This is a genomic window from Streptomyces sp. NPDC006872, assembly GCF_040635845.1.
In the GTDB taxonomy this organism is placed as follows: Bacteria; Actinomycetota; Actinomycetes; order Streptomycetales; family Streptomycetaceae; genus Streptomyces.
The window spans coordinates 703,915-718,951 of sequence record NZ_JBEYIL010000001.1 but is presented as its reverse complement, the minus strand read 5'-3'; the positions used below and the strand labels follow the sequence as shown (position 1 = coordinate 718,951).

Below are 15,037 nucleotides of genomic sequence, written 5' to 3'. Positions count from 1 at the left end.
GCGCTCCACCGTCAGCGTCGAGACGTCGAAACACTGATCCGTTAACGGTCAATATCAACTTAAAGAGTGCATATCGCACTCGGGCCGCGCCCAACGGAGGGCCGCCAGGGGGCTATTCGGGGGATGGCGCAAGTGCATCTACTGCCGACAGCAGGTTCCTGCTGGGGGGTCGAAAAGGATCTTCTGCGCAGGTCACAATGGATCTTCGGTGTAGTGCGCAACGGGTCTCCGGGATCCGATGCCGAACCGTTGGCTTGCGACCACAAGATGTACGCATTCCGACACTGAGGCGTCCGCATATCGAACTCGTTGCCCGCTTTGCGCAGTTGGCCCGAATCTGGACACGGAACGATTACGGCGCGCTACACGCGTAGCTACGGTACGGTCAAGGCCGGGTAAAGAAGGTAAAGAGAAGACCAAGGGAGACCAGAATTTATTGACCTTGAACGAATTGCGTTGAAAAAGTCCCGCGTAGCCCGTAGGGGAGTGCCCTGCGGAGTCATCAGACCCTCCCTTGGGCCAGGAGCACCATGACCCCCCCAACTCCATCAGCGGCTGCACCGCTCGAGGTGACCGACGAGAACGTCGCGAAGTCGACCACTTCCGACGCTCCGAAGGTCAACGAGAGCCGGTCTCCCGGGCAACTCGCCTGGCGCCGTTTCAAGCGGGACCGCACGGGCGTCATCTCGGCGTTCATCGTGATCGCCTTCTTCGTGATCGCGCTGGCCGCGCCGCTCATAGCCAGCCTGTACGGCAAGGACCCGTACACCACCTACGGGCTCAACACGCCCGGACTGCTCGGCGACAACAGCTACCCCGTGAAGCCCAACGGCGGCATCGACAGCGAGTTCTGGTTCGGCATCGAGCCCGGCCTCGGCCGTGACGTCTTCACCTTCCTGCTGTACGCGATCCGCAACTCGCTGCTGATCGCGACGGCCATCACCCTTCTCGTGGTGATCATCGGTGTCGTGCTCGGCGTCACCGCCGGCTACGTCGGCGGCAAGACGGACTGGTTCATCGGCCGGGTCATCGACATCCTGCTGGCCTTCCCCTCGCAGCTGTTCTTCGTCGCCTTCACGCCCGTGGTGCTCGCCATCTTCGTGCGGCCCGACGAGAACACGCCGATGTGGCTCATCGTGGGCTCCCTCGTCCTGTTGCTGACCGTCTTCGGCTGGGCGTCCATCGCCCGACTCCTGCGCGGCCAGGTACTGGCCCTGCGCGAGCGGGAGTTCGTCGAGGCGGCCAAGGTCACGGGAGCGTCTCCGGCGCGCATCATCTTCAAGGAGCTGCTGCCCAACCTGTGGACTCCGATCCTCATTCAGGCAACGCTCAACCTGCCTCTGATGGTCACCACGGAAGCGGGCCTCGCCTTCCTCGGCGTCGGCATCAAGGATCCGACCCCCGACTGGGGCGTCATGATCGGACGCGCCGCCCAGGTCTACCAGGACGACATCACCTACCTGCTCTTCCCGGGCCTGGCCATGGTGATCTTCGTACTGGCGTTCAACCTGCTCGGAGACTCGGTACGCGACGCACTCGATCCGAAGACCAAGCGCTGACTCCGGCCCTTTTCAGGACCACGGCAAAGGCGCCGGGGTGCCGGAACCCTCTCTCATCACTCTCACCTCAAGGCAGGATGCGATGTCCTTCTCGCGCAGAAACTTCCTGATAGCCACCGGTGTCGCCGCCGCCGCGGGCTCCGTGCTGACCGCGTGCAGCAGTGGGGACTCGACCAGCAACAGCGGCTCCGGTGGCAAGCAGGACGCCGCCAAGGCCAACGCGACCACGGTCAAGATCGGTACGGCCGAGGACTCCAAGGGTCCGGCCCCCGAGGTCTCCGGCGCGAAGAAGGGTGGCACCGTCTACCTGCTGAACGACGACGACTTCTCGCACCTCGACCCGCAGCGCATCTACTACGCCTGGAACTCGCTCGGCTCGATCGTCATCAACCGCACGCTGACCGGTTACAAGATCGCGGACGACGGTTCGATGACCCTCGTCGGCGACCTCGCCACCGACACGGGCACCATGACGGACGGCGGCAAGACCTGGTCCTTCACCCTGAAGGACGGCGTCAAGTGGGAGGACGGCTCCGACGTCACCGTCGACGACGTCCGTCACGGCTTCGAGCGTGCCTTCGCCAGCTTCATCACCGAAGGCGCCATGTACATCCAGCAGTGGCTGACGGGCAGCTCGGAGTACCGCAAGTCGTACCCGGGCCCGTACGGCGGCAAGCACCTGAAGTCGATCGAGACCAGCGGCAAGAAGATCACGTTCCGCCTTGCCGAGGCGCGTCCCGACTTCAACTACGTGGTGGCGATGAACACTTACGCCCCCACCCCGGTGAAGAAGGACACCAAGGAGAACTACGACAAGAAGCCGGTGTCGAACGGCCCCTACAAGGTCCAGACGCACGTCACCGACAAGTCGATGGTCCTGGTCCGCAACGAGCACTGGGACGCGGCCACGGACCCGATCCGCAATGCCTACCCGGACCAGTTCAACTTCTCCTTCGGCATCGAGCAGCTGACCGCGATCGACCGGCTGCTCGCCGACTCCGGCAACGACCAGTTCGCCGTCAGCTGGCGCACGATCCCGCAGGAGCGCGTCCAGAAGGCGCAGACCGAGGCCAAGGACCGGGTCTTCAGCGGCCTGGGCAGCGGCGTCAGCGTCTACTGGATCAACCAGACCCGGGTGACCGACAAGGCCGTCCGCGAGGCCCTGATCAAGGCCTGGCCGACCGCCGCGATCCGTCAGCTGCAGGGTGGCGCGGTCCGCGGTGACTACGCGACCGGCATCATGAGCCCGCTCGTCGCCGGCTACGAGTCGCAGGACGTGTGGGGCAAGCTGAAGAACCCGGCCGGCGACCCGGCCGCCGCGAAGAAGATCCTGGAGAAGGCCGGCAAGACCGGCGCCAAGATCGTCTACGCGTACCAGCAGGACGACACCCAGTCGAAGATCACCGTCGTCATCCAGAACGCCCTGAAGGCGGCCGGCTTCGACGTCGTGACCAAGCCGATCGACTCCACCACCTGGTACGACGAGACCGGCAAGGTCGCCAACCCGTTCGACATCTACTGGGGTGGCTGGTCCTCCGACTGGCCGACCGGTTTCTCGGTGTTCCAGCCGCTGTTCGACAGCAAGGGCATCACCGACGGCGGTTCGAACTACTGCCACCTCAAGGACTCCGCGGTCGACGCCGCCATCAAGGCCGCCACGGCCGAGCCCGACCAGGCCAAGGCCAACAAGATGTGGGCCGCCCTGGACAAGCAGGTCACCGAGACCGCGTCGTTCATCCCCGACGTGTACATGAAGCGCATCTACATGCACGGCTCCAAGCTCGGCAACGTGAAGATGGACCCGAACTTCGACGGCTGCATGCTCTACAAGCTGTACGTCAAGTCCTGATCCACACCTGAGAGGTGGGGCGGCTTCGGCCGCCCCACCCTCGGCTCGTCCACCGTGACCGCCGGTCACCCCGGCCCGGCCCGAACCACACGACGGCCCTCCGAGGAAAGCCACTCCCCATGCTTCGCTTCCTAGCCCGCCGACTCCTCGGCGCCGCGATCACGCTGCTGATCATCAGCGCGGTCACGTTCATGCTCTTCTACGCGGTGCCGCGCGACCCGGCCCGGCTGGCCTGCGGCAAGCTGTGCACCCCGGAGACCCTCGAGGTCATCCGCCACAACATGGGGATCACGGACTCGCTGCCGGTGCAGTACTGGCACTGGCTGGTGGGCGTCTTCGCCGGCCGGGACTTCGCCTCCTTCGGACACTGCGACGCCCCGTGCCTGGGCTACTCGTTCGTCAACCGCGAGCCCGTGCTCGGCACGATCATGGACCGGTTCCCGACCACGATCTCCCTCGCCCTCGGCGCCTCCGTGGTGTTCCTCGTCTTCGGCGTCGGGACGGGCATGCTGGCCGCCGTCAAGCAGGGCAAGCCCCTCGACAAGATCGCCAGCAGCGCCTCGCTGCTCGCCTCGTCGATGCAGATCTACTTCGTGGGCACGCTGGCCCTCTACGTCTTCGTGTACCAGTTGCACATCCTGGACCAGCCGTCGTACACCCCCTTCACCGACAACCCGGCCGCCTGGTTCAACGGACTGCTGCTCCCCTGGCTGGTGCTCGCGCTGATCTTCACCGCGAACTACACCCGTATGACGCGCTCCCAGATGGTCGAGACGCTCAGCGAGGACTACGTCCGCACCGCCAAGGCCAAGGGTCTGTCCAGCCGCACCGTCTTCTTCCGCTTCGCCTGGCGCGGCGCGATGGGTCCGATCGTCACCATCTTCGGCATCGACATGGGCGTGCTGCTCGGCGGCGCCATGATCACGGAGAAGACCTTCAGCGTTCAGGGCGTCGGCCTGCTGGCGGTGAAGTCCGTCCTCACCAGCGACCTGCCGATGCTGCTCGGCATCATGGTCATCACCGCGTCCTTCGTGGTGCTCGCCAACATCGTCGTGGACGCCTGCTACGCGCTCATCGACCCGCGTATCCGCCTCGCCTGACCCCCACCCGCCCCCGTCGGCTACCCCTCGCATCACCCCCACTGGAGCGTCCCCGTGACGAGCACCGATCAGCAGCCCTTCCTGTCCGTCAAGGACCTGAAGGTGCACTTCTCGACCGAGGACGGCACCGTCAAGGCCGTCGACGGCCTCTCTTTCGACCTCGTTCGCGGCAGGACGCTGGGCATCGTCGGTGAGTCGGGGTCCGGCAAGTCGGTCACCAACCTGACCATCCTGGGCCTGCACAACCCGGACAGCACCAAGATCGAGGGCTCCATCGTCCTCGACGGCGAGGAGCTGAACGGGGCCGCGGAGAAGACCCTGGAGAAGCTCCGCGGCAACAAGATGGCGATGATCTTCCAGGACGCCCTGGCCTCGCTGTCGCCCTACCACACCATCGGCCGGCAGATCGGCGAGACGTACCGCAAGCACACGGGCTGCTCCAAGCAGGAGGCCCGGGCCCGCTCGATCGAGATGCTGAAGCGGGTCGGCATCCCCCAGCCGGAGATGCGGGTGGACGACTACCCGCACCAGTTCTCCGGCGGTATGCGCCAGCGCGCGATGATCGCCATGGCGCTGGTCTGCGACCCCGAACTGCTGATCGCCGACGAGCCGACCACGGCCCTCGACGTGACCGTGCAGGCGCAGATCATGGACCTCCTCAAGGACCTCCAGCAGGAGTTCGGCACCGCGATCATCTTCATCACCCACGACCTGGGCGTCATCGCGGACATCGCGGACGACGTGCTGGTGATGTACGGCGGCCGGTGTGTGGAGCGCGGGACGAAGCAGGAAGTGCTGCGCGACCCGCAACACCCCTACACCTGGGGCCTGCTGAGCTCGATGCCGAGCCTGGACCACCCGGTGGACGTGCCGCTCAACCCGATCCCGGGTTCGCCGCCCTCGCTGCTGAACCCGCCGTCGGGCTGCCGCTTCCACCCGCGGTGCGCGTTCGCCGAGAAGGTCGAGGGGGGCCTGTGCTCCACGGAGCAGCCGCTCCTGGAGATCGTGGACGGCCGGGGTTCCGCCTGTCACCTCACCTCGGCCCAGCGCGCCGAGTACTTCTCCGACCTCGCCGACAGCGCGACGAACTGACGTTCAAGAGACGGGAATTCACCACCATGAGCAGCACCACTCCCCTCCTGGACGTCTCCGGGCTCACCAAGCACTTCCCGATCAAGGGCGGCTTCCCGATCCGGCGTACGGTCGGCGCCGTACAGGCCGTCGACGGGCTGGACTTCCAGGTCGCCGAGGGTGAGGCCCTCGGTCTGGTCGGCGAGTCCGGCTGCGGCAAGTCGACGACGGGCCGACTGATCACCCGGCTCCTCGAGCCGACGAGCGGCACGGTCTCCTACCGCGGCCAGGACATCTCGCACGCGAGCCGTAAACAGCTGGCGCCGATCCGCTCCGAGATCCAGATGATCTTCCAGGACCCGTACGCGTCGCTGAACCCTCGGCAGACGGTCGGCAAGATCGTCTCCGGGCCGATGGAGATCAACGACATCAACCCGGCCGGCGGGCGCGAGAAGCGCGTCCGTGAGCTGCTGGAGATCGTCGGTCTCAACCCCGAGCACTACAACCGCTTCCCGCACGAGTTCTCCGGCGGCCAGCGCCAGCGCATCGGCGTGGCCCGGGCGCTCGCCCTGGAGCCGAAGCTGATCGTCGCCGACGAGCCGGTCTCCGCGCTCGACGTGTCGATCCAGGCGCAGGTCGTCAACCTGCTCCAGAAGGTCCAGCGGGACCTCGGCATCGCGTTCGTCTTCATCGCCCACGACCTGGCCGTCGTACGGCACTTCTCGCAGCGCGTGGCGGTCATGTACCTCGGGAAGATCGTCGAGATCGCCGACCGTGAGGACCTGTACGGCAACCCGCGCCACCCGTACACCCGGGCGCTGCTGTCCGCGGTGCCCGAGGCCACGGTGGAGGACACCCCGCGCGAGCGCATCCGTCTGACCGGCGACGTGCCCTCGCCGATCAGCCCGCCCTCCGGCTGCCGCTTCCGCACCCGCTGCTGGAAGGCCACGGACAAGTGCGCGTCGGAGGCCCCGCCGCTGGTACAGGCCTCCGGCAACAGGCCCGGCCACCTGACGGCATGCCACTACCCCGAGACGACGGAGGCGGCGGACGCCACCCCGGCCACGGTCCCGGCGGCCCGCCTCGCCAAGAACTCGTAGCCGACAGCCCGACCGCTTCGCACCGAAGGCCCCCGCCCACCCGGCGCGGGCCTTCGGCGTTCCTTGGGTGTCGAAAGCCGTGCAGTATCCATGCGCCAGCCGAACAGTTCGTGCGCACAGTGGTGGCTCGAGTGGTTCCAGGTACGGGGGTGCGTGATGGAAATTCAGTTGTTGGGGTGTGTGGAGGCGCGGGCGAGGTCGGGGGACAAGTTGCCGCTTCCGCACGGGACCAAGCTGTTGTTGGCGGCGCTGGCGTGGACCCCCGGCGGCTTCGTGGCCGACGAGGCGCTGATCGAGCGGGTGTGGCAGGAGCGTCGGCCCCAGCGTCCGCGGGACGCCCTGTACATCCAGGCGACCCGGCTGCGGAAGGCGTTGCGGGCCGACGGGGGGCAGCGGGCCGAGGGGGTCGAGCTGGTGCGGAAGCGGGGCGGGTACCTCCTCGCCGTCGAGGAGGAGAGCGTGGACACCGCGCGCTTCCGGGGTCTGGTGCGTCGGGCTCAGCAGGCCGCCCGGGGCGGGGAGACCGACCTCGCCCTCGATCACTACGGGCGGGCCCTGGAGCTGTGGCGGGGCGAGCCGCTGGCGGACGTCCGCACGGCCTGGGCGGAGTCGGCGCGGGTGGCGCTGCGGCGCGAGCACCGGGAGGCGCTGATCGGCAGCACGGAGCTGTTTCTGCGGGCGGGGCGGCACGAGGAGTGCCTGCCGCAGTTGCACTGGCTGGCCGAGATGCACCCCTTCGACGAGAAGGTCACGGGCCTGCTGATGCTCGCCCTGCACCGCGGCGGACGCCAGGCGGACGCGCTGGACTGCTTCCAGTTGCTGCGGCTGCGGATGGTCGACCTGCTGGGCTGTGAACCGGGTCCGGACCTGCGCTCCCTGCAGGAACGGATCCTCGCCCGCGACCCGCGGCTGCGGCTCGGCAGCGCGTACGCGACGTCCGCCGTGTGAGTCGACCGGCTGCCACGGCCGACCGGTCAGCCGGTCGGCCGTGGCAGCCGCGCCAGCCGCCTCAGCGCCTCAGCCGTCTCAGCCGTCTCAGCCGTCGAAGTGTTCGGTCAGGTACAGCGTGAGTCTGGATTCCGCGTCCGGAGGGAGCTCTTGATGACGGTGGTGGGGCAGCGGCGCATCGGGCTCGGGCCCAAGGCCGATCGTCCGGTACAACGACTCCGCCTCCGCCCTGGCCGTGTGCGCCGCCCCGGCATCCCCCTGGGCCTCGTGCGCGGCGGCCAGGGCGGCGACGGCGCGCGCGTGCACGAGGCGTTGGCCGGAGGCGTGGGCCAGGTCGGCCGCGCGGGTCGCCTCGGCGCCGGCGCGGGCCGCGCTGTCGGTGTCCAGGAGGGCCAGGGCGGCAGTCAGATGGACTCGCGGGAGGGTGAGGGGGTTCCCGTCGGCCGCGAGGCCCTCGGCGCGCTCCAGGCAGTCCAGGGCCTCTGCGGGGCGCTCCTGGGCGCGGGCCAGGTCGGCGCGGGCCAGCAGGACCTCGACGAGGCCCGCGCGGTGCCCGGTGCGCTCGGCGATCTCGAAGGCGGCGTCGAGGTGTTCGGCCGTCTCCTCGGCCCGGCCCGCGCGCAGTTTCACGCAGGCGATCCCGACCAGGCTGTCGACCTGGCAGTTGCGGTTCTCCACCCGTCGGGAGACGGCGAGGGCGTCCTCGTAGGCGAGGAGCGCGCGGTCGTCCCGGCCGGTGTCGGCGCGGACCCGGCCCAGCGCCTCCAGGGCCACCGCCTCGGTGTAGGTGGAGCCCGAGTCGCGGGAGACGAGGAAGCAGGTGCGCAGCGCCGCCGTCGCCTCGTCGAACCGGGCCTGCTTCTGGCGGACCAGGGCGAGGTTGACGAGGGCCATCGCACGGTTGTGGTGGGCCGTGTCGCCGATCAGGTCGAGGGCCGTGCACGCCGCCTCCTCGGCCGCGTCGAGGCGGCCCAGGGTGAGGTTCAGGGAGGCCGTGTTGATCAGCATGATCTCTTCGTTCCTGACGTTCCCCAGGGTGCGGTAGAGGGCCAGGGCACGGTCGTAGCAGGGCAGTGCGCGGTGCAGCTCGCCCAGCAGCTTGAGGGTGACGCCCTTGCCCTGGAGGCTGCCGGCCTCGCCGTACGTCCAGCCGGCCCGGCGCGCCAGCTCCTCGGCCTCCTCGTACTCCGCCAGGGCGCCCCGCAGGTCGCCGTTGCGCCAGCGGGCGCTGCCCAGGGACAGGCACATGGAAGCCTGGCCGACGTCGTCCCCGCCGCGCGCGGCCACCTCCCGGGCGAGGGTGGCCAGCCGCATCCAGTCGGACAGCGGACGGCGGTGGTGGAAGAGGTCCTGGAGCGCGTCCACCAGCCACCACACGTACGGCGCGGGGCCGTGCTCGGCGGCGTGCCCGATGGCGGCGGCGATGTCGTCCCACTCCGCGTCGAACCAGGCGTACGCCTCCTCCGTCGTGCCGAACTCCCGTGGCAGGGAGCCCTCGACGGCGTCCGGGCGGTTGCGCATGACGTACAGGCCGAGCGTGGCGGCCGCGTTGACGACGCTCTGGAGGTAGTGGTCGAGGGTCCGGGTGACGGCGGCGGCCCGCTCCTCGGGGGCGTCCTCGGCGGCCGTGCGGTCACGGGCGTACTCGTGCACGAGGTCGTGCCAGGCCGGGCGGCCGTACTCGACGTCGCGCAGCAGATGCACGCGCTGGGCCAGCCGCAGCAGGTCGGCCAGGCTGCGCTCGTCGGTCCCGGCGGCAGCGGCGGCGGCCGGCACCGACCGGCCGGTGCCGGGCAGCACGCCCAGCGAGCGGAAGGCCCGGCGCGCCTCGTCCGGCAGCACCCCGTACGACAGGTCGAGCGCGGCCCGGACGGCGACGGACTCCTCGCCCTCGACGTGCAGCCGGGCCAGCCGTCCCCGGTCGGCGAGGTCACGGACGTATGCCCGGATACTGCCTGGCCGGTCGCCGATCCAGGAGCCGGCGACGCACAGCGCGAGCGGCAGGTGGTCGCAGAGTTCGACGAGCCGCGCGGCCGCCTCCGGATCGGCGGCCACCGCCTCCGCGCCGACCGCGCCGCTGATCAGCTCGAGCGCGGCGGCGCTGTCCAGGACGTCGCAGGAGACCCGGAACGCGCCGTCCAGGGTGACCAGGCCGCTCAGCTTGTCGCGGCTCGTCACCAGCGTCAGTGACCCCGACGAGGCGGGCAGCAGCCGGCGTACGTACGACGCGTCGGCCACGTCGTCGAGGACGACCAGCACCCGGCGGTCCGCCAGCAGCGTCCGGTACAGCGCGGTCTGCGCCTCGGCGCCCAGCGGGATGTCGCGCGGGGCGCAGCCCAGGCCCTGGAGGAGCAGCGGCAGGGCCTCCTCGGGGGTCATCGGCTCGGCGTTGTCGAAGCCCCGCATGTCGAGGAAGAGCTGCCCGTCGGGGAAGCGGTCGGCGGCCCGGTGGGCCCAGTTGAGCGCCAGGGCGCTCTTGCCGACGCCCGCCGGTCCCACGATCACGGCGAGCGGTTCGGCCGTGTGCAGGCAGGAGTCGAGGCGTTCGAGCTCCTGGCCGCGGCCGACGAAACGGCGGGGCGTGGGCGGGAGTTGGCGCGGCACGGGACGCTCGGGCGCGGCGGCGGGCGCGCGCCGGGGCGGGCCGCTGCTGGAGATGCCGCCGCCCGCGTCGCCGCCGCCTCGCAGCAGGCGCTGGTGCAGCTCCCTGAGGTCGGCCGAGGGGTCCATGCCGAGTTCGTCCACCAGGCGTCGGCGCAGCGCGGTGTACAGCTCCAGGGCCTCGGCGCTGCGGCCGTCCTGGTGCAGGGCGCGCATCAGCAGGCCGTGCGGGCGTTCGCGCAGCGGGTGGGCGGCGGTCAGCCGGAGGAGTTCGGCGATGGCCTCCCGGTGCCGGCCGGTCTCGATCTCGGCCTCGGCCATGCCCTCACGGGCCACGAGGTGCAGTTCGCCGAGGCGTTGGCGTTCGGCCTCGCGCACCGCGACTTCCGACAGATCGGTCAGCGGCTCGTCCCGCCACAGCGCGAGGGCCTGTTCGCCGCTGCGCCGGGCCGCCCGCCAGTCGCCGTCGGCCGCGGCCCGGGAGCCGTCCCTGATGAGGTTCTCGAAGGCGAGCAGGTCGAGTTCGTCGGGGCTCGCGTGCATGACGTAGCCGGGCCGACGGGTGGTCAGCAGCTCCGGTCCGGTGGGCCCGAGCGCGCGCCGCACCTCGGCGACGAGGGCCCGGACGCGGGCCGCGCCGGCGCCGGGCGGACGGTCGTCCCACAGGCACTGGATCAGCCGGTCGACGGAGACGACGTGGTTGGCGTGGAGCAGGAGCACCGCGCACAGCGCCCGTTGCCGGCCGGTGAGCACGACGGCCCGCCCGTCGATCTCGACGTCCAGGGGTCCGAGCAGGCGGAACCGGGGCCGTGGGGAGAGCATTCACAGAACGTAGTCCAGGGACAACGGCCGGGCAACGCCGACCCTCACCAACGGTGACCGCTGGGACGCGCGGGGGTCGGAATCCGGCCAATATGGCGGACCAGGGCCGCGGTTGCCGTCGCCGATACGCCAGGCGGCGAAGCGCGGTGGCGAAGCGAGGTGGCCAAGTGAAGTGGAGCGGGGCGGGCGCCGCGTTTCCCCCGTTGATGCCCGCCCCGCACCAACAGTCTCCGCCGGCCGACTTTCCCGGCTCCTTCGGCGTTCCTTCATCCGTCTTTCAGCACCGCCCGACCAGCGGAAACCCTCGCTAGCATGCGTCTCATGGCGATGTTCGTGCACCTGACGTCCGCGGCGAACGCGCCGCGCATCCGGCGGTCCGGCATCCGCGCGAGCGGTCAGGGGCAGGGCGGCGCGCGCGGAGTGCACTGCTTCCCGGTGCTGCCGTCGTACACCCTCACCCACCAGTGGCTGCGCGAGCTGGCCCGGTTCGGCAGCCGGGGCGGGCTGGTCGCCGTCCATGTGCGACTGGACGACGCCCAGGAGGTGTCGGCGGGTCACTACCGGGACCGCCCCCGGGACGAGGGGTCGCAGATCACCGCCGCCGAGGCGGTACGGCGGATCGCGACGCTGGAGGACCCGCGCGGGTGGGAGGTGTTCGTGCCCCGGGCGATCCGGCCCCGCGAGGTGCACCGGATCCGCAGGGCGCCGCAGGTGGTCGGCTGGCGGTATCTGCCGAACGCGCACGGAACGAAGCCGTGCACCTGCTTCGGCTGCCGCGTGCGCGGCGGCTACGGCGCCCGCAGACTGCTCGAACGGCTGCCGCACCCGCTGGACGGCCCGCCCCCGCCGCCGCGCGTGCTGCTGGCGCGGATCGCGGCGGCCGGTGATCCCGGGGACCCGGCCGTGCTGCGGGAGGCGCTGCACTGGTTCGGCATGCGCGGGCGCGGCCCGCTCGCCGAACTGGCGCAGCTGGCCGGGCATCCCGACCCGTCGGTGCGGGAGGACCTGGTCTGGGCGGTGGCGCGCTGGTCCACCCCGGGCGTCACGGACCTGCTGGACCGCCTCGCCGCCGACCCGGACCCGGAGGTCCGGGAGGCGGTGGAGGCGATCCGCGAGGAGTAAGCGCTCCGCTGGAATCGCCGAGACATGCCGTCGAGGACATGTCGTCGATCGTCAGCGGGGCCGCCGTGGCCGGTCGCGCCCCGCGGCGGAGCCGCAAGTCGATGCAGCCCCGCGCCCCTTCAGGGCGCTGCCGTCCCGCACAGCGCACCCAGGGCCTGCTCGGGTTACCGCTACACGCCCGTCCGGCCGTCGATCAGTTCGCGCAGGATGTCGAGGTGGCCGTTGTGCCGGGCCGTCTCCTCGATCAGATGCAGCAGGATCCAGCGCAGGTCCACATGACGGCCGTCCCGGGTCGCCGTGCGCGCCTTGGTGTCGAGGTCGTGCTCGGCGACCAGTTCGCGGTGGCTCTCCGCGTGTTCGGCGTACTCGTCGAGCACCCGCGCGAGCGGAAGATCGACGGCGATGCGCATCTCGCGGTCGGGGTCCTCGTCGGTCCACGGCCCCTCGTCCTCCTCGCCGAGGAACACGACCCGGAACCAGTAGTACTCGACCCAGCGCAGATGGTTGACCAGGCCGCTCGGGGTCATCAGCGGCGAACCCGGCAGGGGCGCCTTGCGGGCGTCCGCGTCGGAGAGGTCCTCGCACTTGGCGCGGGCGGTGTCCCGGGCGTAGTCGAGGTAGGTGGTGAGCTGGGTCCGCTCGTCCCACGCGGGGGGCATGTCGTCTGTTCTCGTCATCGCGGACGAGCATGTCCCCCGCCGGCCCGTCTGTCGAACGGATTCCGCAGGGGATCCGGATGAGAGTCCGAAGGGGACTCCGGATGGGGATTCCGGATAAGGATTCCGATGTTGTGGATCTTGTCGTGTGTCACATCGGGGTGTGGCAGACTGCCGCGGTGGTCGATCATTCGTTCGCGGATCTCACCCTCGCCTCCCTCTACGACACCATCAACCCGTGGGGGCCGGACGACGACTTCTACCTGGACCTGGTGAGATCCGCCGACGCGGTGCTGGACGTCGGCTGCGGCACCGGCCGGCTCCTCGCGCGGGCCGCCGCGGACCGCCACCCCGGGCGGCTCACCGGCCTCGACCCGGCCGCCGCGATGCTCGTCCAGGCCCGGCGCCGGGCGCCCGGCGTGGAGTGGCTGCTCGGCGACCTCCGCACCCGCCTGTGGAACGGCGAGTTCGACCTCGTCACGATGAAGGGCCACGCCTTCCAGGTGCTCCTGGGCGACGACGAACTGCGCACCGCGCTGCGGGCCGTCCGGTCCGCCCTGGGCGACGGCGGCCGGTTCGTGTTCGAGACCCGCAACCCGGCGACGCGGGCCTGGGAGACCTGGACCCCGGACCGGGTGCGCGAGGTCAGCGACGCGGACGGCCGTGTCGTACGAATCTGGCACGAGGTCGAGGACCCGCCGGCCGGCGACCGGGTCACGTTCACGGAGACCTTCGAGTCCCGCGACTGGCTCCGCCGGCGCGTCAGCCGGACCACGCTCCGTTTCCTCGCCCCCGAGGCTCTCTCCGGCTTCCTCGCCGAGGCGGGGTTGCGGGTGGTGGAGCAGTACGGGGACTGGGGGCGGGGGCCGTTGACCTCGACCAGTCCGGAGATCATCACCGTGGTGACGCCGGACAGATGAGGCTGGACAGATGAGGCCGATGCGGGCGTTGCCCGGGGGCTTACGGCCCCCGGACCCCCGCTGTCGGCCCTGACCGACCGGGCCTCGCCTCAATCGCCGGACGAGCCGTTCTTGCTCCCGCTCTCCTCCAAGGCCACCAGCGCCGGGTCCAGCACGATGTCCTCCTCACGGGCCTCGATCGTCGGCTCCTCGGGGAAGTGACAGGCCGTCGAGTGGCCCTCGTGGTTGCCCGGGATCCGGACCAGCGGCGGTTCCTCGGCCGCGCACCTGTCCTGCGCCTTCCAGCAACGGGTGCGGAAGCGGCAGCCGGAGGGCGGGGCGATCGGCGAGGGCACGTCCCCGGCGAGCCGGATCCGCTGTCGCGCCGACGCCTCCCCGTCCGTGGCCTTCGCCTCGGGGACCGCGGAGAGCAGGGCGTGGGTGTACGGGTGCCGCGGCCGGGTGTAGATGGACTCGCGGTCGCCGATCTCGATGATCTTCCCGAGGTACATGACCGCCACGCGCTGCGAGAAGTGCCGTACGACGGCCAGGTCGTGGGCGATGAACAGGAACGCGATGCCGAGCTCCCGCTGCACGTTCTGGAGCAGGTTGACCACCTGTGCCTGGATCGACACGTCGAGCGCGGACACCGGCTCGTCGGCCACGATCAGCTTCGGCTCCAACGCCAACGCCCGGGCCACGCCGATACGTTGCCGCTGACCGCCGGAGAACTCGTGCGGGAAGCGGTTGTAGTGCTCGGGGTTGAGACCGACGATCTCCAGCAGTTCGCGCACCCGCTTCTCCCGGCCGCCCTCGGGCTGGATCCCGTTGATCTCCATCGGCCCGGAGACGATCTTGCCGACCGTCTGCCGCGGGTTGAGGGAGGAGTAGGGGTCCTGGAAGATCATCTGGATCTCGGAGCGGATCGGCGCCAGCTCTCTGCGCGTGGCGTGGCCGATGTCCTTCCCGCGGTAGGTGATCGTGCCGGCCGTGGGCTCCAGCAGCCGGGTGATCAGCCGGCCGGTCGTGGACTTGCCGCACCCCGACTCCCCCACCAGGCCGAAGCTCTCGCCCACCCGCACGCTCAGGTCGATGCCGTCCACGGCCTGCACCTGGCCGATCGTGCGCCGGATCGGGAAGCCGCCCCTGACCGGGAAGTACTTGGTGAGTCCCTCGACGACGAGCAGCGGCTCCCCGTCGACGGGACTGTCGGCCGGGTCAGCCGTGCCGGCCGGGTCGGCGGCCTCAGCCGTCGCGACCGTCCCAGCCGTCACGGCCGTCCCAGCCGTCTCGGCGTCGGCCTCGCGCGG

At 70.4% G+C, this 15,037-nt stretch carries 11 protein-coding genes; 8 read left to right on the top strand and 3 right to left on the bottom strand.

Annotated elements, in window-relative coordinates; genetic code table 11:
* Nucleotides 1–530: 530 nt before the first annotated feature.
* The 6 genes from ABZ725_RS03350 (at nucleotide 531) to ABZ725_RS03325 (ending at nucleotide 7,627) form a co-directional block, all read left to right on the top strand.
* Complete coding sequence (locus ABZ725_RS03350) at nucleotides 531–1,559, top strand: ABC transporter permease (RefSeq protein ID WP_358801087.1); 1,029 nt, start codon at nucleotides 531–533, stop codon at nucleotides 1,557–1,559.
* Between the two features lie 82 nt (nucleotides 1,560–1,641).
* On the top strand, nucleotides 1,642–3,408 hold the full coding sequence (locus tag ABZ725_RS03345) for an ABC transporter substrate-binding protein (RefSeq protein ID WP_358801086.1): 1,767 nt from the start codon (nucleotides 1,642–1,644) through the stop codon (nucleotides 3,406–3,408).
* A gap of 119 nt (nucleotides 3,409–3,527) precedes the next feature.
* Nucleotides 3,528–4,508, top strand: coding sequence for an ABC transporter permease (locus tag ABZ725_RS03340; RefSeq protein ID WP_351916783.1), 981 nt, complete (start codon nucleotides 3,528–3,530; stop codon nucleotides 4,506–4,508).
* Between the two features lie 54 nt (nucleotides 4,509–4,562).
* The gene (locus ABZ725_RS03335; RefSeq protein WP_358801085.1) at nucleotides 4,563–5,600 is read left to right on the top strand and encodes an ABC transporter ATP-binding protein; all 1,038 of its coding nucleotides are present in this window, start codon (nucleotides 4,563–4,565) and stop codon (nucleotides 5,598–5,600) included.
* 26 nt (nucleotides 5,601–5,626) lie between these two features.
* Nucleotides 5,627–6,679, top strand: coding sequence for a dipeptide ABC transporter ATP-binding protein (locus tag ABZ725_RS03330; RefSeq protein WP_358801084.1), 1,053 nt, complete (start codon nucleotides 5,627–5,629; stop codon nucleotides 6,677–6,679).
* A gap of 156 nt (nucleotides 6,680–6,835) precedes the next feature.
* Nucleotides 6,836–7,627, top strand: a complete 792-nt coding sequence (locus tag ABZ725_RS03325) for a BTAD domain-containing putative transcriptional regulator (protein WP_358801083.1) — start codon at nucleotides 6,836–6,838, stop codon at nucleotides 7,625–7,627.
* 87 nt (nucleotides 7,628–7,714) lie between these two features.
* Here the strand turns inward: ABZ725_RS03325 and ABZ725_RS03320 are convergent, their stop codons facing one another.
* Nucleotides 7,715–11,050, bottom strand: coding sequence for a BTAD domain-containing putative transcriptional regulator (locus ABZ725_RS03320; RefSeq protein WP_358801082.1), 3,336 nt, complete (start codon nucleotides 11,048–11,050; stop codon nucleotides 7,715–7,717).
* 321 nt (nucleotides 11,051–11,371) lie between these two features.
* Between ABZ725_RS03320 and ABZ725_RS03315 the strand changes: the two genes are divergently transcribed.
* The gene (locus ABZ725_RS03315; protein ID WP_358801081.1) at nucleotides 11,372–12,172 is read left to right on the top strand and encodes a HEAT repeat domain-containing protein; all 801 of its coding nucleotides are present in this window, start codon (nucleotides 11,372–11,374) and stop codon (nucleotides 12,170–12,172) included.
* Between the two features lie 170 nt (nucleotides 12,173–12,342).
* Here ABZ725_RS03315 and ABZ725_RS03310 read toward each other — a convergent pair whose 3' ends face one another.
* A complete protein-coding gene (locus tag ABZ725_RS03310) occupies nucleotides 12,343–12,849 on the bottom strand; it encodes a DinB family protein (RefSeq protein WP_358801080.1) in 507 nt (168 codons plus the stop codon).
* A 158-nt stretch (nucleotides 12,850–13,007) separates the two neighbouring features.
* Here ABZ725_RS03310 and ABZ725_RS03305 point away from each other — a divergent pair, with 158 nt between their 5' ends.
* Nucleotides 13,008–13,748, top strand: a complete 741-nt coding sequence (locus ABZ725_RS03305; RefSeq protein WP_358801079.1) for a methyltransferase domain-containing protein — start codon at nucleotides 13,008–13,010, stop codon at nucleotides 13,746–13,748.
* Nucleotides 13,749–13,837: 89 nt separating this feature from the next.
* On the opposite strand, the gene ABZ725_RS03300 is transcribed toward ABZ725_RS03305, so the two are convergent.
* A complete protein-coding gene (locus ABZ725_RS03300; protein ID WP_358801369.1) occupies nucleotides 13,838–14,914 on the bottom strand; it encodes an oligopeptide/dipeptide ABC transporter ATP-binding protein in 1,077 nt (358 codons plus the stop codon).
* Nucleotides 14,915–15,037 lie beyond the last annotated feature (123 nt).